The 22,455-nt window shown below is 63.9% G+C and carries 21 protein-coding genes; 12 read left to right on the top strand and 9 right to left on the bottom strand.

Annotated features, from left to right (window positions below):
- Positions 1–14 precede the first annotated feature (14 nt).
- Complete coding sequence (locus XH89_RS12030) at positions 15–1,208, top strand: DUF1501 domain-containing protein (protein ID WP_194467260.1); 1,194 nt, start codon at positions 15–17, stop codon at positions 1,206–1,208.
- A gap of 201 nt (positions 1,209–1,409) precedes the next feature.
- Positions 1,410–3,008 carry an alkaline phosphatase family protein gene (locus tag XH89_RS12025; RefSeq protein ID WP_194467259.1) on the top strand — a complete coding sequence of 533 codons (1,599 nt, stop codon included), beginning with the start codon at positions 1,410–1,412 and terminating at the stop codon, positions 3,006–3,008.
- A gap of 13 nt (positions 3,009–3,021) precedes the next feature.
- Here the strand turns inward: XH89_RS12025 and XH89_RS12020 are convergent, their stop codons facing one another.
- Positions 3,022–3,180, bottom strand: coding sequence for a hypothetical protein (locus tag XH89_RS12020; RefSeq protein WP_194467258.1), 159 nt, complete (start codon positions 3,178–3,180; stop codon positions 3,022–3,024).
- Between the two features lie 62 nt (positions 3,181–3,242).
- On the opposite strand from XH89_RS12020, the gene XH89_RS12015 reads away from it, so the two are divergent.
- From XH89_RS12015 to garD, 6 genes are all read left to right on the top strand, one after another.
- Positions 3,243–4,583 carry an MFS transporter gene (locus tag XH89_RS12015; RefSeq protein WP_194467257.1) on the top strand — a complete coding sequence of 447 codons (1,341 nt, stop codon included), beginning with the start codon at positions 3,243–3,245 and terminating at the stop codon, positions 4,581–4,583.
- 123 nt (positions 4,584–4,706) lie between these two features.
- A complete protein-coding gene (locus XH89_RS12010; protein WP_194467256.1) occupies positions 4,707–5,612 on the top strand; it encodes a LysR substrate-binding domain-containing protein in 906 nt (301 codons plus the stop codon).
- Between the two features lie 128 nt (positions 5,613–5,740).
- Positions 5,741–6,685, top strand: coding sequence for a 5-dehydro-4-deoxyglucarate dehydratase (gene kdgD / locus XH89_RS12005; RefSeq protein WP_194467255.1), 945 nt, complete (start codon positions 5,741–5,743; stop codon positions 6,683–6,685).
- Between the two features lie 26 nt (positions 6,686–6,711).
- Positions 6,712–8,055 carry a glucarate dehydratase gene (gene gudD, locus XH89_RS12000; RefSeq protein WP_194467254.1) on the top strand — a complete coding sequence of 448 codons (1,344 nt, stop codon included), beginning with the start codon at positions 6,712–6,714 and terminating at the stop codon, positions 8,053–8,055.
- Between the two features lie 18 nt (positions 8,056–8,073).
- The gene (locus tag XH89_RS11995) at positions 8,074–9,522 is read left to right on the top strand and encodes an aldehyde dehydrogenase family protein (RefSeq protein WP_194467253.1); all 1,449 of its coding nucleotides are present in this window, start codon (positions 8,074–8,076) and stop codon (positions 9,520–9,522) included.
- A 121-nt stretch (positions 9,523–9,643) separates the two neighbouring features.
- Positions 9,644–11,185 carry a galactarate dehydratase gene (gene garD / locus XH89_RS11990; protein ID WP_194467252.1) on the top strand — a complete coding sequence of 514 codons (1,542 nt, stop codon included), beginning with the start codon at positions 9,644–9,646 and terminating at the stop codon, positions 11,183–11,185.
- A 4-nt stretch (positions 11,186–11,189) separates the two neighbouring features.
- On the opposite strand, the gene XH89_RS11985 is transcribed toward garD, so the two are convergent.
- The 3 genes from XH89_RS11985 to XH89_RS11975 form a co-directional block, all read right to left on the bottom strand.
- Positions 11,190–12,638, bottom strand: coding sequence for an outer membrane protein (locus XH89_RS11985; RefSeq protein WP_246767813.1), 1,449 nt, complete (start codon positions 12,636–12,638; stop codon positions 11,190–11,192).
- 236 nt (positions 12,639–12,874) lie between these two features.
- Complete coding sequence (locus XH89_RS11980) at positions 12,875–13,582, bottom strand: outer membrane protein (RefSeq protein WP_194467250.1); 708 nt, start codon at positions 13,580–13,582, stop codon at positions 12,875–12,877.
- A gap of 20 nt (positions 13,583–13,602) precedes the next feature.
- The gene (locus XH89_RS11975; protein WP_194467249.1) at positions 13,603–15,291 is read right to left on the bottom strand and encodes a hypothetical protein; all 1,689 of its coding nucleotides are present in this window, start codon (positions 15,289–15,291) and stop codon (positions 13,603–13,605) included.
- A 346-nt stretch (positions 15,292–15,637) separates the two neighbouring features.
- On the opposite strand from XH89_RS11975, the gene XH89_RS11970 reads away from it, so the two are divergent.
- Entirely contained in the window at positions 15,638–16,543 is a 906-nt protein-coding gene (locus XH89_RS11970) for an AraC family transcriptional regulator (RefSeq protein ID WP_210345245.1), read from the top strand.
- 143 nt (positions 16,544–16,686) lie between these two features.
- On the top strand, positions 16,687–17,034 hold the full coding sequence (locus XH89_RS11965) for a hypothetical protein (protein ID WP_246767812.1): 348 nt from the start codon (positions 16,687–16,689) through the stop codon (positions 17,032–17,034).
- Positions 17,035–17,086: 52 nt separating this feature from the next.
- On the opposite strand, the gene XH89_RS11960 is transcribed toward XH89_RS11965, so the two are convergent.
- A complete protein-coding gene (locus XH89_RS11960) occupies positions 17,087–17,443 on the bottom strand; it encodes a hypothetical protein (protein WP_194467247.1) in 357 nt (118 codons plus the stop codon).
- Between the two features lie 348 nt (positions 17,444–17,791).
- Here XH89_RS11960 and XH89_RS11955 point away from each other — a divergent pair, with 348 nt between their 5' ends.
- A complete protein-coding gene (locus XH89_RS11955) occupies positions 17,792–18,937 on the top strand; it encodes a hypothetical protein (RefSeq protein ID WP_194467246.1) in 1,146 nt (381 codons plus the stop codon).
- Between the two features lie 53 nt (positions 18,938–18,990).
- On the opposite strand, the gene XH89_RS11950 is transcribed toward XH89_RS11955, so the two are convergent.
- Both XH89_RS11950 and XH89_RS11945 read right to left on the bottom strand, forming a co-directional pair.
- Positions 18,991–19,590, bottom strand: coding sequence for a DUF2147 domain-containing protein (locus XH89_RS11950; RefSeq protein ID WP_194467245.1), 600 nt, complete (start codon positions 19,588–19,590; stop codon positions 18,991–18,993).
- Positions 19,591–19,697: 107 nt separating this feature from the next.
- Complete coding sequence (locus XH89_RS11945) at positions 19,698–20,726, bottom strand: NAD(P)/FAD-dependent oxidoreductase (protein ID WP_194467244.1); 1,029 nt, start codon at positions 20,724–20,726, stop codon at positions 19,698–19,700.
- Between the two features lie 175 nt (positions 20,727–20,901).
- On the opposite strand from XH89_RS11945, the gene XH89_RS11940 reads away from it, so the two are divergent.
- Complete coding sequence (locus XH89_RS11940; RefSeq protein WP_194467243.1) at positions 20,902–21,378, top strand: thioesterase family protein; 477 nt, start codon at positions 20,902–20,904, stop codon at positions 21,376–21,378.
- A 6-nt stretch (positions 21,379–21,384) separates the two neighbouring features.
- Here XH89_RS11940 and XH89_RS11935 read toward each other — a convergent pair whose 3' ends face one another.
- The gene (locus tag XH89_RS11935) at positions 21,385–21,705 is read right to left on the bottom strand and encodes a 2Fe-2S iron-sulfur cluster-binding protein (RefSeq protein ID WP_092228188.1); all 321 of its coding nucleotides are present in this window, start codon (positions 21,703–21,705) and stop codon (positions 21,385–21,387) included.
- 178 nt (positions 21,706–21,883) lie between these two features.
- Positions 21,884–22,258: an Hpt domain-containing protein gene (locus XH89_RS11930; protein ID WP_194467242.1), complete on the bottom strand. Its 375-nt coding sequence runs from the start codon at positions 22,256–22,258 to the stop codon at positions 21,884–21,886.
- Positions 22,259–22,455: the final 197 nt, after the last annotated feature.

Here is a 22,455-nt window from a genome sequence, read left to right as displayed (position 1 = left end):
CCACGGAGATCACCATGAACCGTCGCGAGCTGATCAAGACTTTTGCTGCCCTTGCTCCGCTCACGGTGGCGGGCCGCGTCTGGGCTGCGCCGGCGACCGACGCCCGCATGCTGGTCGTGTTCTTGCGCGGCGCCTATGATGCGGCGAATGTCGTCGTGCCGGTCTCGAGCGATTTCTATCGCGCCTCGCGGCCGACGCTCGCCATCGCCAAGCCCGATGTCGGCAATCCCAATTCCGCACTCTCGCTCGACGCCGACTGGGGACTGCATCCGGCCTTGCGCGACAGCATCTATCCGCTCTGGGCCAGGCGCGAGATCGCCTTCATTCCCTTTGCCGGCACCAGCGACGACCTGACAAGGAGCCATTTCGAGACCCAGGACACGATCGAACTCGGCCAATCCGCCGGGGGCTCGCGCGACTACCGGTCGGGCTTCATGAGCCGGCTCGCCACCGAGCTGACCCGCGCCAGGCCGATCGCGTTTACAGATCAGCTGCCGCTGATCTTCCGCGGCAAATCGCAGGTGCCGAACACCGGCATCAACAACGTTGCCAAGCCCGGCGTCGACGACCGTCAGGCGGCCCTGATCAAGCAGATGTACACCCAATCCAACCTGGCATCCTCGGTGTCGGAAGGTTTTCGCGTCCGCGACGATGTCTACCGCTCGGTCTCCGAGGAGATGAATGCCGCCAACCGCGGCGCAGTCTCGCCGCGCGGCTTCGAATTGGCGGCGCGCCGCATCGGCCGCCTGATGCGCGAGCAATTCAACCTCGGCTTCGTCGACGTTGGCGGCTGGGACACGCATGTCAACCAGGGTGCCGCTAACGGCTATCTCGCCGACCGGCTCGGTGAGCTCGGTCGCGCCCTCGTTGGCTTCTCCGAGGAAGTCGGGCCCGCCGCATGGCGCGACACGGTGGTGGTTGTGATCTCGGAATTCGGCCGCACCTTTCGCGAGAATGGCGACCGGGGCACCGATCACGGCCATGGCAGCGTCTACTGGGTGCTCGGCGGCGGCATCAATGGCGGCCGCATCCTGGGCGAGCAGGTCAAGGTCGAGCAGCCGCATCTGTTCCAGAACCGCGACTATCCCGTGCTGACCGACTATCGCGCACTGTTCGCCGACCTGTTCGGCCACGTCTTCGGTCTCGGTAACGAGAGCCTCCAGCGCATCTTCACCGGCGTGCACCCGACGAACCTGGCGTTAGTTTGAGCTGACGATCCCGCGCACAGAAAAATTTTCGCGCGCCGCATCGTCGCGACGTCATCCAATGGTCATCGCAGCTACCTAGTTTTCCCAGCGCTACATCTTGACGCAGGAGTTGACGCCCACGGCGGGAGCGCAGGCTCTCCGCTGCGCGGTGTCGCGTGTCTGCACGTCAATCCACAACAGACATCACTGGGGAGCTCAACAATGACGATCGAAAAGCGGCCGCGCGCGGCCGTCGCTATCGCTTTTGTCTCGACGCTTGGTCTTTCGCTGCTGGCACCATCCTTCGCACACGCGGACGACAGAGACAAAGACAAGGGCGACGTCAAGCATGTGCTGCTCATCAGCGTCGACGGCATGCATGAGGTCGATTTGCAGCGCTATGTCAGCTCCCACCCGTCGTCGAGCTTTGCGAGGCTCCTCGCCCATGGCGTTCATTTCGCCGATGCGCACACCTCCAGTCCCTCGGACTCCTTTCCGGGTCTCCTCGCGTTCATGACCGGCGGGACACCGAAGACGCACGGCGTATTTTATGACGATTCCTACGACCGCACGCTGTTCGCGCCCGGCAGCAACTGCCAGGGCAGCCCAGGAGCCGAGACGCTCTTCGATGAATCGATCGACTACGACCTGACCAAGCTCGACGGCGGCGGTCCGGCCGGCTCCAATCACATCGATCCGGCGCATCTGCCGATGCGCCTGAAGAACGGCAAATGCGAGCCGGTCTATCCGCATCAATTCCAGCGGCTCAACACCATCATGGAGGTGATCCACGAGGCGGGTCGGCGCACCGCCTGGTCGGACAAGCATCCCGCCTACGAGATCATCAGCGGTCCCTCGGGCAAGGGCCTCGATGAGCTCTACGCGCCCGAGATCAACTCGACCACGGTCCCCGGTCAACCCGGCGCGGACTGGACCGCCGACCCGAGCTTTACGCGCACCTATGACCAGCTCAAGGTCACGGCGGTGCTCAACTGGATCAAAGGCTTTGATAACACAGGCAAGACCAAGGTCGGCGTTCCCGCAATCTTCGGCATGAACTTCCAGGCCGTCAGCGTCGGCCAGAAAGTGACCGCCGACGGATATCTGGACGCCGCGGCAACGCCGAGCCCGCAACTCCAGGCCTCGCTCGACTTCGTCGATGCCTCGCTCGGCCAGATGCTGGATGCACTGGCCGACCAGCACATTGCCCGCGACACGCTGGTCATCGTCGGCGCCAAGCACGGCCAGTCACCGATCGACGTCAACAAGCTTCACATGCTCGTCGGCAGCACCAACCCGAAGCTGGGCGGCGGCGTGCGGGCCGACGTAACCGATCCGACCGACTTGCTGACGAATGGCGGCGTTGCGCTGGCCCAGGAAACCGCCGATGACGTTGCGCTGATCTGGCTCAAGAACCAGGGTGATGCCGAGAAGGCCGTCGCGATCCTCGAGGCCGACCGCAAGAGCGGCAACAAGGCGCACATCGAGAAGATCTATGCCGGCGAAGAGCTGGTCGATCGGTTCGGCGATCCGGCCGCCGGCCGCACGCCTGATATCATCATCCAGCCGATCCCCGGCACGATCTACAGCGCAAGCAAGAAGAAGATCGCCGAACACGGTGGTTTCGCCGAGGATGACACCCACGTCCTGCTCGTCGTCTCCAATCCGAAGCTCGCGCCCACGGTCGTTCGCGAGCGGGTCGCGAACCGGCAGGTCGCGCCGACCATCCTGAAGGCGCTTGGCCTCGAGCCGGACGATCTCGAGGCGGTGCGCGGCGAAGACCATACCCGTCTGCTGCCGGCCGTACGGTTGAGGGACTGATCCTTCGCTGCAATCACAACCCCTCGCTGTCATCGGCCGCCTTGTGCGCAATTGCGTGCACTGGGCGGGCGATCCAGTACGCCGCGGCGGCTGTGACTGAGCCCTCACGATCGACCTGCCGTTCCATCAATTCAAAAACGGCATCAATCGATACCCCCTTGAACTTGGACACTTTCCCGCGTGCGCCTCTAGGAGTCGCCCTGAGGAAATATTTCGAGTTCAAGGAGGCGCCGGATGAGCGCAGTGGTGTCCGCAGCGGATGTGAGGAGGTCTCGCGTCCGGCTGTTCATCGTGACCATGCTGTTCCTGGTCACCACCGTCAATTATGCCGACCGCGCCACGCTGTCGATCGCAGGCTCCGCGCTGTCCAAGGAACTGCATCTCGATCCCGTCGCCATGGGCTGGATCTTCTCGGCCTTCGGCTGGTCCTATGTGGCCGCGCAGGTGCCGGGGGGCTGGCTGCTCGACCGCTACGGCTCACGCCTCGTCTATGCCTTCAGCATCATCGTCTGGTCGCTGTTCACGATGATGCAGGGCTGGGTCGGCTTCTTCAGCGCCGGTGCGGCCATCATCGTGCTGTTTGCGCTGCGCCTCCTGGTCGGCATCGCCGAAGCGCCGTCCTTCCCCGCCAACGCGCGTATCGTCGCGGCCTGGTTTCCCGGCAATGAGCGCGGCACGGCATCGGCCTTCTTCAATTCGGGGCAGTATTTCGCCACGGTGATCTTCGCGCCGCTGATGGGCTGGATCGCCCATGATTACGGCTGGCGTTACGTGTTCTTCGTGATGGGCGGGCTCGGAATCCTCATGGGCCTCGTCTGGATCAAGTCGGTCTACGGGCCGAAAGAACACTCCTCGATCAACGAGGCCGAGTTCGACTACATCAAGGACGGCGGCGCGCTGGTCGATCTCGACGCGCCCAAAGAGGAGCGCGCGCCGGACTCAGGTCCGAAGTGGGACCACATCCGCCAGCTGCTCTCCAACCGCATGATGCTCGGCGTCTATCTCGGCCAGTACTGCATCAACACGTTGACCTATTTTTTCCTGACCTGGTTCCCGGTGTACCTGGTCAAGGAGCGAGGCCTGTCGATCCTGCAGGCCGGCTTCGTCGCGACGCTGCCGGCGCTGTGCGGCTTCATCGGCGGCGTGCTCGGCGGCATCATTTCCGACGCCATCCTGCGCAAGACCGGCTCGCTGACCATGGCCCGCAAGATCCCGATCGTCGGCGGCATGCTGCTGTCGATGTCGATCATCGCCTGCAACTATGTCGACGGCCAGGCGCTGGTGGTCGGCTTCATGGCGCTCGCCTTCTTCGGCAAGGGCATCGGCGCGCTCGGCTGGGCTGTGGTCTCCGACACCTCGCCCAAGGAAGCCGGCGGCGTCTCCGGCGGCCTGTTCAACTCCTTCGGCAACCTTTCCTCGATCACCACGCCGATCGTGATCGGCTACATCGTGGCCGCGACCGGCTCCTTCAACGGCGCCCTGGTGTTCGTCGGCATCAACGCGCTGATGGCGGCGTTCGCCTACCTGGTGGTGGTCGGCAAGATCGAGCGCGTCGTGCTCAAACGTTCCTCCTGAGGGCTCTCACGGGAGCTGACCAGGCAACTCAACGGCGGCTCTAAAAGGCCGCCGTCTTTGTTTTGGGAGTGATCGATGCTAGAAGTGCCGGGGAAACGCCTTATCCATCTAAGGCATGTATCGATGTTCGACCTCAACCAGCTCCGCTGTTTCGTCACGGTGGCGGAGGAATTGCATTTCGGCCGCGCCGCGGTGCGGCTGAACATGACGCAACCGCCGCTGTCCCGGCAGATCCAGGTGCTCGAGCATATCATCGACGCGCCGCTCTTGGAGCGCACTAGCCGCTCGGTGCGCCTGACCCCGGCCGGCCGTAGCTTCCTGCCCGAGGCCCGCCGCATCCTGAAGCTCGCGGAGAGCGCCTCGCAGGTCGCTCGCCGCATCGCGCTCGGCAAGACCGGCTCGCTGAAGATCGGCTTCACGGCCGCCGCCGCCTACGGCTTCCTGCCCGAGCTGGTCGCGGCCTGCCGCGCCAAGCTCCCCGAGGTCGATTTCTCGCTGAAGGAGATGGTCTCGGGCGACCAGTTCGAGGCGCTCACATCAGGCCAAATCGATGCCGGCCTGCTGCGGCCGCCGATCGCGCGGCCGGAGCTCGCCAGCCGCCGCGTCGTCGCCGAGCCCCTGCTCGCCGCGATCCCGAAAAAGCACCCGCTGGCGAATGCGGACAGCATCACCATCAAGGATTTCGACGACCAGCCCTTCGTGATGTATTCGCCCTATGAGAGCCGCTACTTCCACGATCTGCTGGTGGCCTTGTTCACCCGCGCCGACATCCTGCCGCGCTATGTCCAGCATCTCAGCCAGATCCACTCGATCCTCGCCATGGTGCGCGCCGGCCTCGGCCTTGCCATCGTGCCGGCCGCCGCCGCCGGCCTGAAAATCTCCGATGTTCGGCTACGGCCGCTGAAGCTGCGCAACCGCGTCCCGGTCGAGCTCTTCATGGTCTGGCGCCGCGACGACGAGAATCCGCTGCTCTCCGCCCTGGTCAAGATCGCCAGCGAATTGTCCTCGGTGGAGGTGATGGAAGATTGATGCTCAATCCGCATCGGTCGATATAGGCTTTGGCTTGGACGCGCATCGAACGGTTGCCTAAACAGCGGCCCATGGACGCGTGCCTCAGTGAGCGTCCCCGACACACACGAGAGCAGGGAACAGCGCCCATGAGCAAGATGACCCCGCAGGAAATGGCCCAGAAGATCGGATCGGGCCTCCTGTCCTTCCCCGTCACGCCGTTCAGGGCGGACTACTCGTTCGACGAGGCGACCTACCGCGCCAATATGGACTGGCTGTGCGGCTATGACGTCGCAGGTCTGTTCGCCGCCGGCGGCACCGGCGAATTCTTCTCGCTGACCCCGACCGAGGTTCCTGAGGTCGTCGAGGTCGCGGTCGACGAGACCAAGGGCCGCGTGCCCGTGCTCGCCGGCACCGGCTATGGCACCGCCATCGCGCGCGAGATCGCTGTGGGCGCGGAAAAGGCCGGCGCTGACGGCCTGTTGCTGCTGCCGCCCTACCTCACCCATTCCGAGCAGGACGGCCTTGCCGCCCACGTCGAGGCGGTCTGCAAATCCGTGAAGATCGGCGTCATCGTCTATAACCGCGACAACGCCATCCTCCAGCCCGACACGCTCGCGCGCCTCGCCGAGCGCTGTTCGAACCTCGTCGGCTACAAGGATGGCATCGGTGACATCGAGCTGATGACGCGCGTCTACACCAAGCTCGGCGACCGCCTCACCTATGTCGGCGGCCTGCCGACCGCCGAGACGTTCGCGCTGCCCTATCTCGACATGGGCGTGACGACCTACTCCTCCGCCGTGTTCAACTTCGTGCCCGAGTTCGCCACCAACTTCTACGCCGCGGTGCGCAAGCGCGACCATGCCACGATCCACGCCGGCCTGAAGAACTTCATCCTGCCGCTGATCGCGATCCGCAACCGCAAGAAGGGCTACGCGGTCTCGATCATCAAGGCCGGCATGAAGGTGATCGGCCGTGATTCCGGCCCGGTCCGTCCGCCGTTGACCGATCTCACCGAGCAGGAAATGGCGGAACTGACGGAGCTGGTGAAGAATCTGCCCGCCATCCGATCGTCACAACAGGCTGCTGAATAACAAGCGACAACAGGGAGGAGGGTGCGATGGCCCGGACGGATATTTCTGGCGCACCGGTCGTCACCGCGATGCAGGTGATCCCGGTTGCGGGCCGCGACAGCATGCTCCTCAATTTGAGCGGCGCGCACGCGCCGTTCTTCACCCGCAACATCGTCATCCTCACCGACAATGCCGGTCACACCGGCGTCGGCGAGGTACCGGGCGGGCAAAAGATCTGGCAGACGCTCCAGGACGCCAGGGATCTCGTGATCGGCAAGACCGTCGGCGCGATGAACAACATTCTCGCCGATGTCAGGACGACCTTCGCCGACCGCGATGCCGGTGGCCGCGGCAAGCAGACGTTCGACCTTCGCGTGATGATCCACGCCGTTACTGCAATCGAATCCGCCCTGCTCGACCTGCTTGGCCAGCATCTCAATTTGCCTGTCGCGGCCCTGCTCGGCGAAGGCCAGCAGCGCAAGAGCGTCGAGACGCTGGGCTATCTCTTCTTCGTCGGCGATCGGCGCAAGAGCAAGCTCGACTACGTCACGGGCGAGACCGGCAAGCCCGACTGGTTCAACCTCCGTCATCAGGAAGCCATGACGCCGGAGACCGTGGTGCGGCTGGCGGAAGCCACGCAAGATCACTACGGCTTTTTCGACTTCAAGCTCAAGGGCGGCGTGCTGCGTGGCGAGCAGGAGATCGAGGCCGTCACCGCCATCGCCAAGCGTTTCCCCAACGCGCGCGTCACGCTCGACCCGAACGGCGCCTGGTCGCTCGATGAAGCCATCGGCCTTTGCAAGGGCATGCACGGCATTCTCGCCTATGCTGAGGATCCCTGCGGCGCCGAAGCCGATTTCTCCGGGCGCGAGATCATGGCCGAGTTCCGCCGTGCCACCGGCCTGCCGACCGCGACCAACATGATCGCCACCGACTGGCGGCAGCTGTCCCATGCATTGCGGCTGGGCGCGGTAGACATTCCGCTGGCTGATCCCCATTTCTGGACCATGCAAGGCTCAGTCCGCGTCGCCCAGACCTGCCGTGATAACGGCCTGACCTGGGGCTCGCACTCCAACAACCACTTTGACATTTCGCTCGCCATGTTCACCCATGTCGGTGCCGCAGCTCCCGGCAAGGTCACCGCGATCGACACGCACTGGATCTGGCAGGATGGCCAGGCGCTGACGAAAGAACCGCTGCTGATCCGCGGCGGCAAGATCGAGGTCCCGGATCGTCCGGGCCTCGGCATCGAGATCGACCGCGCTGCCATCGAAGCCGCGCATGAGCTCTACAAGAAGCATGGACTTGGCGCCCGGGATGACGCTATCGCCATGCAGGACCTGATCCCCGGCTGGACCTTCGACGACAAGCGTCCCTGCCTCGTTCGCTAAAACACTCTGGAGGAAACGATGACTGCGATCCTGAAGAACTTCATCGGCGGCGAATGGGTCGACGGCTCCGGCGTCACCAAGAACATCAACCCCTCCAACACCAATGACATCGTCGGCGAATACGCCAAGGCCGACAAGGCACAGACCGAGAAGGCCATTGCCGCCGCGAAGGCCGCCTTCCCGGCCTGGGCGCAATCGACGCCGCAGGTGCGCTACGACGCGCTGAACAAGATTTCCACCGAGATCCTCGCCCGCAAGGAAGAGCTCGGCCGCCTGCTCGCCCGCGAGGAAGGCAAGACGCTGCCCGAGGGCATCGGCGAGGTCGCCCGCGCCGGCCAGATCTTTGCGTTCTTTGCCGGCGAGGCGCTGCGCCTGATCGGCGAAAAGGGCGCCTCCGTCCGTCCGGGCCTCGACGTCGAGCTCACGCGTGAGCCGGTCGGCGTCGTCGGCATGATCACGCCCTGGAATTTCCCGATCGCCATCCCCGCCTGGAAGATCGCGCCCGCGCTCTGCTACGGCAACACGGTGGTGTTCAAGCCGGCCGAGCTGGTGCCGGGCTCCGGCCATGCGCTCGCCGAGATCATCACCCGCTCCGGCATTCCGGCCGGCGTGTTCAATCTCGTGGTCGGCTCCGGCTCCGTGGTCGGCCAGACCCTGCTCGAGTCCCCCGATGTTGCCGCGATCTCTTTCACCGGCTCGGTGCAAACGGGCCGCAAGATCGCGCAGGCCTGCGTGCTCTCGAATCCGATGAAGAAATTCCAGCTCGAAATGGGCGGCAAGAACCCGCTGGTCGTGCTCGACGACGCCGACCTGAAGACCGCCGTCGAGGTCGCCGTCAATGGCGCCTATTTCTCGACCGGCCAGCGCTGCACCGCCTCGTCCCGCCTGATCGTGACCGAAGGCATTCACGACCGCTTCGTCGCCGCGGTGGCCGAACGCCTGAACAGCCTGTCGGTCGACGACGCGCTCAAGGCCGGCGTGCATATCGGCCCCGTGGTCGACCAGAGCCAGCTCGACCAGGATCTCCGTTACATCAAGATCGGCCAGGATGAAGGCGCCAAGCTCGCTTTCGGCGGCGAGCTGCTCAAGCGCGAGACGCCTGGCCACTATCTCCAGCCGGCGCTGTTCACCGAAGCCAACAACAACATGCGCATCGCGCGTGAGGAAATCTTCGGACCGGTCGCCGCCGTGATCCGCGCCAAGAACTACGAGGAAGCGCTGGCGATCTCCAACGACACCGAGTTCGGCCTCGCCTCCGGCATCTGCACCACCAGCCTGAAATACGCCTCGCACTACAAGCGCAACAGCGAGTCCGGCATGGTGATGGTCAATCTGCCGACCGCCGGCGTCGACTATCACGTGCCGTTCGGCGGTCGGAAGGGCTCGAGCTACGGCGCCCGCGAGCAGGGCTCCTATGCGCGTGAGTTCTACACGACGGTGAAGACGGCTTATACGTTCCCCGGCTAATCACGGGGAACATCTCGTAGGGTGGGTTAGCGCAGCGTAACCCACCAATGTCTCTGTCCGCGGAAGCAGAAGAGGTGGGTTACGCTGCGCTAACCCACCCTACAAATCCCGGAATCCTCCCATGGACCAGGACGTCGCAGCGAAAGAACAGCCCCGCTACATCAAGCTCAACGCGCGCGACAATGTCGCGATCGTGGTCAATGATTTCGGGCTTCCCGCCGGCTCCCGCTTTGCCTGCGGACTGACGCTGCGCGCCTTCGTGCCGCAAGGGCACAAGACCGCGCTGGTCGACATCGCCCAAGACGAGCCGATCGTCCGCTATGGCGAGATCATCGGCTACGCGCTCTCGCCGATCCTGGCCGGCGAATGGGTCGATGAGGCGCGCATCCGCATGCCGGAGGCCCCTGCCCTCGACAAGCTCGAGATTTCCACCGCGGTGCCTGCGCCGCTGCCACCGCTCGAAGGCTTCACCTTCGAGGGCTACCGCAATCCGGACGGTTCGGTCGGCACCAAGAACATCCTCGGCATCTCCTCCTCCGTGCAATGCGTCAAGGGCACGATGGAATATGCGGTGAAGCGCATCCGCACCGAGCTCTTGCCGAAGTACCCGAACGTCGATGACGTCGTGCCGCTCACACATGCTTATGGCTGCGGTGTCGCCATCACCGCGCCTGACGCCGTGGTGCCGATCCGCACGCTGCAGAACCTCGCGCTCAACCCGAATTTCGGCGGCGAGATTCTGGTGGTCGGCCTCGGCTGCGAAAAACTGGCGCCCGAGCGGCTGGTGCCGGAAGGCGTCAGCGATGCCATCGTCCGCATGCAGGACGAAGCCTACGACGGCTTTGGCGCGATCGTCGACGCGATCATGACCCAGGCCGAGGCGCGGCTGAAGGTGCTCAACACTCGCACGCGCGAGACCTGTCCGGCTTCCGACCTCGTCATCGGCTTGCAGTGCGGCGGCAGCGACGCCTTCTCCGGCGTCACCGCAAATCCCGCCGTCGGCTTTGCCGCGGACCTGCTGGTCCGCGCCGGCGCCACCGTGATGTTCTCCGAAGTCACCGAGGTGCGCGATGCCATCCAGCTGCTCACCCGCCGTGCGATCAACGAGGATGTCGGCCGCGCGCTGGTGCGCGAGATGGCCTGGTATGATTCCTATCTCGCCCGCGGTGGCGCCGATCGCAGCGCCAACACCACGCCCGGTAACAAGAAGGGCGGCCTCGCCAACATCGTCGAGAAATCACTCGGCTCGATCGTCAAGTCCGGCTCATCAGCCATCACCGGAGTGCTCTCACCCGGCCAGAAGGCGACGCAGAAGGGCATGCTGTTCGCGGCAACGCCGGCGAGCGACTTCATCTGCGGCACGCTCCAGCTCGCCTCCGGCATGACCTTGCAGGTGTTCACCACCGGCCGTGGCACGCCTTATGGCCTGGCAGCGGCGCCGGTGATCAAGGTCGCGACGCGCACCGAACTGGCGCGCCGCTGGAAGGACCTGATCGATTTCGACGCGGGCGGCATCGCCACCGGCGCCAAGACCATCGAGGAAACCGGCTGGGACCTGTTCCGCCTGATCCTCGATGTCGCCTCTGGCCGCACCAAGCCGTGGTCGGATCGTTGGGGCATCCACAACGACCTCACGCTGTTCAATCCGGCACCGGTGACCTGAGCCGCTACCCGCCGAACCGGTAGTTGAGGCCGGCGCGGAAGACGTGATCGCGCACGCTGCTGGAGACCGTCGTGGTCCGGAGCGGAGGACTGAATGCCGCCGGCGTCGCGAATGTGTCGGAGACATTCCCGAGATCCACGTAGAGGTATTCGAGCTTCGCGCTCCATGGACCGGAAATGGCTCCCTCGATGCCGCCGCCCATCGTCCAGCCGCCCTTGATGTGGCTCGCACTCGCCGTCGAAACGATCCCAGGACCGCCGAGATCGGTGATGCTCGTGCGCACCTGTCCATAGGCGGCACCACCGGTGATATAGAGCAAGGCTGGACCAGTGGCGTAGCCGAGCTGCCCGCGTGTCGTTCCAAACCAGTTGAGCTTCCGCTCGAGCGTCGTCCCCGTGCTGAAGGTGAGCTCGCAGGCGCTGACACAAGCAGTATCGACCTGGCCCGCGCCCTGGATGTCGGTCTCGACGCCGAGCACCCATTGGGACGTCTGCCAATTGTAGCCGGCCTGTCCGCCACCCAGCCATCCACCGGGCGCCAAGGTGAATGTTTCCGGAAATCCAGTCCCCAAAACGGTCGCATGGGTAAAGCTTGCGGGGTCGTGGCCAACGCCATAGCCTGCGTTGGCGCCGACATAAAAGCCGGTCCAGTCGTGAAGACGCGTTGCAGCCGCACGCAGGCCCGCATCCAGGCTGCCTTGCCCGAGGCCGCCGAAACGATAGTTCAGACCGGCCCGAACAATGTGGTCGCGAATGTCGCTGGTGACCTGTGTGGTGATCCGGCCACCCGGCGTAGCAGTCGTGAACGAGTCGGACACTCCGCCGAGATCCATGTAGAGATACTCGACCTTACCGGTCCAATTTCCAAATAGCGCCGTCTCGATGCCCCCGCCGACCGTACCACCGGTCAATGTGTGCCTGAAGCTCGCCGCGTTCGCCGTCCCCTCCAGCGCGCGTACCAGTCCGACGTTCGTATCAAGCCTGCCGACAGCAAAACCACCGGTCAGATAAAACAGCGTGCTGCCGGCCGCATAGCCGACACGGCCGCGCACCGTGCCAAAGTCCCGCAGCTTCTGCTCGACATTGACGGTGGTTTCGTCGTCGCACACGAAAACGCAGGCTGCATCCCGCAGCCCGGTCCACTGCCAGTCGCCCTCGATACCGAGGACCAGATTGCCAAACTGTTTGTTGTAGCCGGCCTGAAGACCACCCAGCCATCCCTTGGGGCCTTGAGTCACCGATTCCGGCGGCGGGACCGGCGCTCCGAAGAAGCCCGGGAAACCCACCGTGCTGGGATCACGGCCGACGCCATAGCCGGCATTGCCACCGAGATAGAACCCGCTCCAGTCGTAGAGCGCGCTCTCCAGTCGCGGCGCCTTGACATAGGAGGGGCGTGACAGATCGGCCGCTTCGGCAACCGTCGTTGCAGCGGCGATCATGGCCAGGACAATCAATGGCGCTCTTTTCACGGACAGTCCCTTCATTTATGCGCCCCGAATCCTGGGCGAACGGAGCGGCCTTGCACGATGAAATGATCTAGCGGGTGCCGCGCGGCACGACTTGGACTCGAGTGAACATCCTTGGTCTGTCGTGCACTTGCTCTTTCATGGCCGCGCGGATGAGACATTCCAGCAACAATTCACAAGGGTCTCACACCCCGTTCAATCCACTTGAGCCGGCGCTGCGACGCTCAGTACCGCGCCCTCAGCGGCGGCTCGCCGAAATGATAGTTCACGCCGAACCGCACCAGGCTGACATTGCGTTCGTTCACCCTGGCATCGGGCAGGTCGGTTGAGGTGGCCGTACTGAACGAGGGGACGAACAGGTATTCGGCCTTGGCCGACCAATTCGGCAGGAACAACCATTCCACGCCGCCACCAACAACGCCGCCCCAGACGGCGCTCGGCTCGGAGTTGGTCGGGTTGAACTGATTCCAGGCCTTCAGTCCGGCAACTGCAACACCACCCGTGACATACGGCATGACATCTCCGAACGTCACGCCGACGCGGGCGCGGCCGGTGTGCAGCCATGTGACTTTCGTCCGACAGGGAAACGAGCCCGCGCAGAAGCCGTTCGACGTGTTGCCATCAATGTCCGCGGCGGAGAGATCCCCCTCGACGCCGGCGACGAACGTGCCGAACTGCCAGTCGTATCCGAGCGTGGCTCCTCCGATCCAGCCAGTCTGCCCGAAGTCACCGGAATTGCCGATAAGAGGCAGGGTCGGATAATCCTGGTTTGCGCTGCCGCGCCCCCAGCCGGCGACAAGACCGACGTGAAATCCGGTCCACGGCGCCGCCGCAGTCACAGCGGCGTAGGGCACTGCGGAGAGATCCGCGGCCTCGGCCTGCCCTGCGAGAACGCCCAGCATCGAAACGAGGGCAATTGTGTACTTGATCATTGGTTCTATCCTCGTCTCACTCAATTGCCTGGAAGCTGGTAGCGCAGTTCAGTGAAGAACAGGTGGGTGTGGGCCTCGCCGGGCGCGCCGGCTGCGACGAACCAGGGCTCGCGTCGCAGATAGGAGTATTGCGCAAGGCCCGAGATGGCACCGTATTGCGGGTCGGCCCAGAAAGTGTGCTTGAGATCGACCGTCCATTGCTCGATCTGCTTGTTGGCCGTGTTCGGCGAGTTCGGACCGCCGAAGCCAGCATAGCGGCCGGGAAGCGGGTTGGTCGGATCCAGGAAGTAGTTGCTGTCGAAGAACGCCTGCCCGTAATAGGCCGCCAGGATCGTCGGCTCGAGCACGCGCCACTCGAAGCCGGCGAGATAGCCGTGCGAGCGAACCGTCGAGAGCGCGACGTCGTACACGCCTCCGCTACCGGTCACCGTAGGCACGACGTCAGGACCAAGCGCACCAAGATAGCGGCCGCCGCCATTGCTCCAGAACGCATTGCCGACAAGCGTAAATGTCCTGAAGAATTCGAGATTCGCCCCAACCGTCGTCGCCCATCCGTTCGTATCATGCCAGCTGAAGCTCGAACCGATCGTCGTCGGGATATTCGTTGAGCGGAAATGCCGCCACATGCCGGCCGCCTCGACATGCAGCCGCGTACCGGACCAGACGTCGCTGTCGTAGGCCGCCTTGGCGACCACATCGGGCGCCCGGTTCGGCGCGCCGGGGACGGCACCGGTATCGAACTGCGACGCAAGCTGCGCATTGAAGGCGAAGGGATAGGTCACCTCACCCGCGCCGACGAATTGCTGCGGGTTTTCGACGCCGGCACCGATGGTGAAATTCGGCGTCGCGTGCCACGCAAAATGCGCCGCCGCCTGGCGCGCCCAGGGCAGGCCGACCTGAAAATTCTGGTCGATGTTATTGGTCAGAAAAACGTCCGACGGATCGGGGCCCATGCCGTAGCGGTTCGGCGTCAACCAGCTATAGGTCTGGCCAAAGCTCGTCTCGAACTGCCCTGCCTTCACGTCGGCATACGCAAGCCGCATGCGAAAGGTGTGGCTGTTGGAGTTGACATAGACGTTGGCCGGATCGTTGCCGTTGAAATCGCCTTCGAAATAGCCGGTGAGGTCGACGCCCCTGAGGTTGCCGTGCACGCGCAGGCCGAACACCGAGTTCTGCGCCGACATGCGCGTCTCGGTCATGTTGCCGCCGATTGTATTGTCGAATGGGATCGCGCCGAAGTTGGTCGTGGTCGCGTTACCCGTGTTGGTATTGCGGCTCACGCCAGTGAGTGCAATGTAGCCGACCGGCGCGATCTCGAAGCCGCCGATCTCAAATGCGGTCGCCTTGCGCGGCATCGGCGCTGGACCGGCAGGCGCCGCGGCCGGGGGCGGCACGACGGACGCCGGGGCTGGTCGGGCATCCGTGCTGGCCACGCTCTCCGGCCGCGACTTCGATTTGAGCGCCTGAATGTCGCCGTCGGCGAGCACGCCCTTCTTGCGCAGGATCGCCACCAGGCGATCGTTCTGCTGTGCGGCTGGTGCGGAGGTGATGGCGCGGGCTTCGCTCGACGAGATCACGCCCTTGCTGGCCAGGAGCGACAAAAGCGCCTCGTTGTCGCCGGCCATCGCCGACGTGACGCCGCACACCGCGATTGCCGCGACGGATGTCGTCGTGAGCAACACGTTGCGAAACCCGAGACCAAATCTCATTCCCACTCCTCCAGAAATCGTCTCCGCCGCGTGCGTCGGGACTCACGCCGACGCGGCTGCTTCGGCTCGTGCGAAACACCTAGCCGCGGGTTGCTGCGGCAGGCTCGGACTGGGATGAACTGGATTGGACCGGTGTGAACTCATCGGCGTTTTGCCGGCATCCGATGCATCGCGGCCACAGTCGGACCCTCGCGATTGAAATGGTGCGAAAATCCGCTAACAAGGGTCAGAGCCATCGAACGACCGGACGATGGATTGCGACCCAAGCAGCATGACGTCTCCGACCCCGCCCTTCGCCCCTGTCCAGACATCGACTGACGCGTTCCCGGCTCACCGGCGCCTTGCCATGTGGCGCGAGATCTACGGCCGCAACATCGCCAATGTGGACATCGAGACGCTCGACGACACGCCTTTTCATGCCAGCGTGACCTTCCAGGGGTTGCCCGGCGTTGGCGTGGTAACCGGCTCCCGCTCGCCGGCCCACTATCACGTCACCCGGCAGCATCTCGCCAGTGCCCGGGACGGATTCGGATTGTCGGTCTTGATGAGCGGCGCCGCAACGACGAAGCAGCTTGGCCGCGAGATCATCTGCCGGCCCGGCTCCGCCTCGATCATCTCGGGCACCGATCCGTCGGTGAACACGATGCACAGCTTCGGCAGCTTCATCACCATCGTGCTTCCTCGGCCGGAGGTCTCGGCCCTGGTGCGCGACCTCGACTCGACCTTTGCCAGCCAGCTTCCTTCCGAGAATCCCGCGCTGCGGCTGTTGGTCCGCTACGTGCAGACCCTGCACGAGAATGGCCCGCTCGAGGCGGCGTTGGCCAAGGCTGCGGCGAGCCACATCGTCGATCTCGCTGCGCTCGCGATCGGAGCCAATGCCGATGCGGCGCACGAGGCAAGGCAGCGCGGGATGGCCGCCGCGCGATTGCAATCGATCAAGGCTGAGATCCGCCAGCGGCTCGGCGTAGGCGACCTCTCGGCCGCGACGATCGCCCTGCGTCACGGCGTGACACCCCGCTACGTGCACAAGCTGTTCGAGCGCGACGGCACGACGTTCTCGGAATATTTGCTTGCACGCCGGGTCGAGCGCGCATCACAGATGCTGCGCGATCCTGCCTTTGCGGCCCACACGATCAGCGCGATCGCCTTCGAGTGCGGCTTCTCCGACATCTCCTATTTCAACCGGACCTTCCGCCGCGCCTATGGCGCGACGCCATCCGACATCCGCGCGGCGGCATTCCGGATACGCTGACTCGAGGCCACACTCTTAACCTTTGCTTGACCGCACGCGACCGCCTCGGTGAAACCGTCTAGAAACAAAAGGCGCGCAAAGCGGCCTCTTCGCTTCATCGCTGTCGCGCCACGCAACCAAATATCTCCGCCATTGGCAGACGAATGTTCGCATACGGGCGAACCTGTTACCGCAGTGCCGCGACCAAACCTCCGATTGATATTTTCAACGGAGATTTTGAAATGCGTGTTCTTTCGATGATTGCCGTTGCCGGCGCGATGATTGCGAGCTCAGCCGGCGCATTTGCTGGCGAACTTCCCGCCTATGAAGTGAAGTCGTTTCCGATCTCGGCGATGCAAGTGCAGGTACTCGGTGCCACCGGCGTCGAGCAGCAACCAACCGCGGCCACGATGACCGTCGCCGGCATGCCCGCCTCGCCTGCGCAGATGTCCGTGCTGTCACCGCGCGTGAAACGGCTCGCCAGCGCGAACGCCGACGCCGAAGCACGCTAAGCGTCCCCCTCTCCTGCAGCGTTCGCATCCGGTGCGGACGCTGTCAGCGCCTTCAGGTCATGCTGCCCGGCATGAAGCACCGCACGCGCGGGTGACCGTCGATATAATGCTTCCACACCATGGTGCGGCCGATCTTGTTCGGCTCGGTGATGACAGCACCATCGGGCACGACGACCCACTCCTCGTCGAGATGCACGCGGTAGTGTCCCTTGTCGGACTCCCAGTCGACATCGGCGACGACATAGCCGTCGGCATCCGAGCAGCACTGCCCGTACTCGCTGCGCAGACTCTCGAACCAGGGCTTCAGCGGAGAGTTGGCATAGCGTCCATCATCGCGCGCGAGCGCCGATGTTGCCAACGCCGTCATCAGGCCCAGCAGCGTCGCCGCACACAGTCTTGCAGATCTCATAGCGTCATCTCACGGATCGAAGTCGGCACCGTCAGGAACAAGCAAGACCGCTCGCGCCCTTGAGCAGGCGCAGAAACGGCGACTCGTTCCTCCGGCAGCTTTGTCGACAGCTATGCAAATCCGGCGCCAGCGCGCATTCCGGGGAACTACTGGCGCGACAAGCACGCCCGATCTGCCGCGCCCTCCCGGAGGTGTGACGTGCCGACGGTCCGCCGCCTCGCTTCGGAGACTTTCCTTGGCGTGTCAGGACGTGTACCAAGCTGGCGCGGACGCGCGGCAATCGTTTAACCGACTGTTTCGAATGGAAGAATTGGGTATCGGCGTGACAGGCATTGGACCGTCGGCGCTATGAGCGACTCCAGAGACCTGCTTCCCGGTCAACAGGACCCGACCGACTTGCCCGCAAACCAGGTGCAGTTTGCGCTGGTGATTTCGCGCATGCTCGATACGGTCAAGGACGACGCCGAAGCCAGGCGGCAGATGGTCTACGACCTCGCCCGTTACAAGCTCCAGGAGCAGTTCACCCACGCCGACGCCAAGGACATCGACCAGATGAAGCAGGCCCTCGAGGTCGCGATCGAGGAGGTCGAGAAGTTCTCGCGCGAGCAGGCCCCGCTCGAGCGCTTGCCGCAACAGCAACTCACGTCGTCCAGAGTGAGCGATGCAGGCGGTGTTCTCGTGTCCAGCGATACGACCGTACTGCCGTCGGGGATCGGGATCTCCCGCAACAAGCGGCCTGCGGTATCAGGTCCGCTTCTGCCGGTGATCAAGCGGACAGTGGCCATCCTGATTGTCGTTAGCACGACCGTCCTGATCGTCTCGCAGCGAGACAAGCTCGCTGCGCTACGGCGGCTGATTTCGTCGCAAACGCCGGAGATCGCGCACGTCGCGTCCAAACCGGAGACCACTGTCACGGTCGCCAAGCCCGAACTGGTCCCCTCCGCCCCTCCTCCGCCGACGCGCGTGCTTCCGACCGACTACGGCATCTACGCCTTGATCGACGACAAATCGCTGGCTGAGTTGAACGCAATCAGCGTGATGGCGCCGGACATGCGCATTGCGATTTCACCGGAGTTCAAGAAGCCGGGCCGGCCGCATCTGCCGAGCGGGCACGTCAAGTTCATCGTGTTTCGCCGGGACATTTCAAATGTGATCCCGGAGCGCCTCGAGGTCCGGGTGGTCGCGAAGGTCAGGGAGTTTTCGACCAACGCTGCCGGCAAACCATCGGGAGGCGGAGAGGACGTTGGCGTCATCCGCAACTTCTCCTATCCGTTTCGGATCGCGCCGATTCCAGGCAAACCCGAAATGTACGAGCTTCACGCCAGCGATGCTGACCTCGAACTTCCACCGGGACATTACGTCCTGAGCCTCGGGCTACAGGCGTATTATTTCCAGATCGACGGCGAGATCACCGATCCCCGGCAATGCCTCGAGCGGGTCGAGGCCGGCAACGGCACCTTCTATTCGCCCTGCCAGAAGGCGCGGACGTATTGATGCTCGTTGCCTTGGATACTCGTAGCCTTAAATTCTCGTAGCCTTGGCTGCGCCTATTGCTTGGGCGCCGGCGCCATCATCGCGCCGCCCTTCTTTGCTGCGGGCGCGGATTTCGGCACGGTTACAGCGGCCTGTGCGGGAAGATATTTGGCGATGATGGCCGGATCGACCTGAGCCAGGTTGGTGTCGGGCAGGCGCTGCCAGGTCTCATCCTTGCCGAACAGGGAAATGCCGAGGAAGCCGCGCATGGTCAGGACCTGGCCATCCGGGCTCACGCTCATCTTGGCCTTCCAGATGTTGCCGTCACGCGGGTTGACGACGTTGCCGCCCTCATATTTCAACCCGTCGCGCTTCATGTCGCGGATGAAGGAGAGCCCGAGCACCGGCTGGTTCTTGCGATCGTCCGTGCACTTCGTGCAGGCCTCGTTCGGATCGTCGCCGGGACGCGGGAAAGTCTTGGCGATGATGCCTTCGAAAATGCCGTTATGGTCGACAAAGAGGAACCAGCCCACCGGCCGGCCATCTTCGACCTTCTGCCAGAGACCCGCAGCGGTCGGCTGTTGCGCGGCAGCCGGCTTCGCCACGCCGATCGTCGTCACGACGGCGATCGTCAGGAGCGAGAGCAGCCGAAAGCTCGAAAAACGATTCCGCATTGTCATCACCTTGCTAGCTGCCACTGCAATGGCCGCAGACTACGGCGATTTCGCGAACGGTTCCAGCACCAGAAAGATGGGGTACCTCTGACCCGTTCGCGCCGCGGTCAGTTGACACCGAGCTTCTTTTGCAGGCTTGAGGACGAGGTCGTGTACTGGAACACCAGCCGCTTCTCAGGATAGACATAGCGGTGGGCTTTTTGCGACATCAGCGCACCCTCATGGAAGCCGCACAGGATCAGCTTGATCTTGCCGGGATAGGTGTTGATGTCGCCGATGGCGAAAATGCCGGGCACGTTGGTCTCGAACGCCGATGTCTCCACCGGCACCAGATTGTTCTCCAGCGCAATGCCCCAATTCGCGACCGGACCGAGCTTCATGGTGAGGCCGAAGAACGGCAGCATGGCGTCGCAAGCGATCTCAGTGACGCTGTTGTCGTTGCCCTTGACGGTTGCGCCGGTGAGCTTGCCCTCGGCACCCGACAGTGCGGTGACCTGGCCGAGCTTCAGATCCATCTTGCCGCCGGCAACCAGCGCGCGCATCTGCTCGACGCTATGGGGCGCGGCGCGAAACTCGTCGCGCCGGTGCAGCAGCGTGACGCGCTTGGCAACGGGATGCAGATTGAGCGTCCAGTCGAGCGCGGAATCGCCGCCGCCGACGATCAGCACGTTCTTGTCGCGGAACGTCTCCATCTTGCGCACGGCGTAGTGCACCGAGGTGCCTTCATAGGCCTCGATCCCCGGCACCGGCGGACGCTTCGGCTGGAACGAGCCGCCGCCGGCCGCGATCACCAGCACTTTGCATTCGAACACCTTGCCGGCGTCGGTGGTGCAGCGGAAGGCGGGATCGCCGATCTTCTCCACGGTCTCCACCATCTCTCCAAGATGGAAGGTCGGGTGGAATGGCTTGATCTGCTCCATCAGCGCATCGGTGAGCCCCTGCCCCGAAACCTGCGGGATGCCGGGAATGTCGTAGATCGGCTTCTCCGGATAGAGTTCGGCGCATTGGCCGCCAACCTTGTCGAGGATATCGACGAAATGCGCCTTCATGTCGAGAAGGCCAAGCTCGAAGGCGGCGAACAGGCCGCAGGGGCCGGCGCCAATAATCAGCACATCGGTTTTGATCGCGTCGCTCATGTCGTCTCTTTGTCGATCGTTGTCGGTTGAACGGCGGGCAGAGGTGACCCTGCCTGTCTAGCCAACGGGGAAGGATCAGGGAAGGCATAAAAGCGGGAGCGCCCCGCAGCCGCGCCCACTTGCCGGGTCAGGATAACTGGGCTGTAACGAGGCTGGATATGACGGAGATCAATCGGTGAACGCACCAAGCCGCCTCGATACGACGCCACGCCTGGAGGACTTCCCTTTTCGCCTCAGCGACAACGTCCGCTTCGGTGATCTCGACCCCAACCAGCACGTCAACAACGCGGTCTACGCCACCTATTTCGAGACCGGCCGCGTCACGCTGATGAAGCTTCCCGAATACGGGCTGACCCCGCCGGGCCTTGCCTGGATCATGGTGCGGCTCGACATCCATTTTCGCGCCGAGCTGCATTGGCCGAACACGATCGAGCTCGGCCTCGGCGTCGTGAAGCTCGGGCGCACGTCGGTGACCTTCGAGCAGGTCGTGTTCGCGAATGGAAAGTGCATCGCGTCGGCGACGTCGGTCGGCGTCTTGCTCGACGAGGCGACGCGCCGGCCGGCGCCGCTGACCGCAGAGCTGATCGCGAAATTCAAGCCTTGGCACAAGCGCGGCATCGAGGTCGCGCTGCCGGGCACATCGTCTCTTTAGGGAAGATCAGGCCTGACGTTCCGGCGTCCCGACGACCAGCCCGTCAAGCTCGTCGGAGACCTTGATCTGGCAGGACAGGCGCGAGTTCGGGCGCACGTCGAAGCCGAAGTCGAGCATGTCCTCTTCCATCGGCGTCGGGCTGCCAACCTTCTCGCGCCAGGCTTCGTCGACATAGACATGGCAGGTTGCGCAGGCGCAGGCGCCGCCGCACTCGGCCTCGATGCCGGGAATGCTGTTGCGGATGGCGGCTTCCATCACGGTTGCGCCGTTCTCGATTTCCACCGTGCGGGTTTCGCCCTTGTGGTCGACAAAGTGAATTTTGGCCATGTGTTCTCGTGCTGCCGCGATCGGGGGAAAAAGGAGGGTCCGGGTTGTCCTATAACGGGTCGCTCAAGACCGCGCCATAGCGTTTTCAGGCGAAGTGGGTTGCCGGTTCTCGTTGAAGAAAACGCGTCAAAACAGAAGACTAGTGCGAGATAATTCCGGCTCTGGGAAGGACCCCGGGCTAGTGCTTGAGGATCGCCGCAATGGCGGCGCGAGCCTCTGCGACCGCCTCTTTCAGTGCCGCGAGGGCGTGGGGCTGATTATGCCCGATCCGGACCGCGGTCTCCAGGCTGGCAGCCGCATCCGCGACCGCAAAGGCGCCGATTCCGCGCGCCGAACCCTTGAGCTTGTGCGCGAGCGCGCCGGTTTCGGCCGGCAGCGCCGTCATCGCCGCGAGCAGTCGGACCGCCTGCTCGGCAAACATGGCAAGCACCTCCTGCTCCAGCTCGGCGTCGCCGAGCGTCATGCGGGAGAGGTGATCGAGGTCGAGCGGGCTGTCGATGGGCGCAAGCGGGGGCGAGGGCATCCAGTCCATCCGTTGCAGTTCAGGTGTCATGGCGCCGGCCCCGGCATCGCGCGATGGTCCGCCGGTCCGGCGGTTCCTCGTAACCGAAGCACGAAAATGGTTAACGAAGTGTTTGGGCCGTTTTACGTAAATCCGCCCGGTTATTGACGAAAAGTTGCCGCAATCGCCCGAGTCCGGTGGAGAATTTCATTTAGGCCTAAGGTGTTAGGGCACATTCCTGTTAACGA

The sequence above is a fragment of the Bradyrhizobium sp. CCBAU 53340 genome (assembly GCF_015291645.1).
Lineage (GTDB): Bacteria > Pseudomonadota > Alphaproteobacteria > Rhizobiales > Xanthobacteraceae > Bradyrhizobium.
The sequence above is the reverse complement of the archived record's forward strand: the minus strand, read 5'-3'. Positions and strand labels throughout refer to the sequence as shown.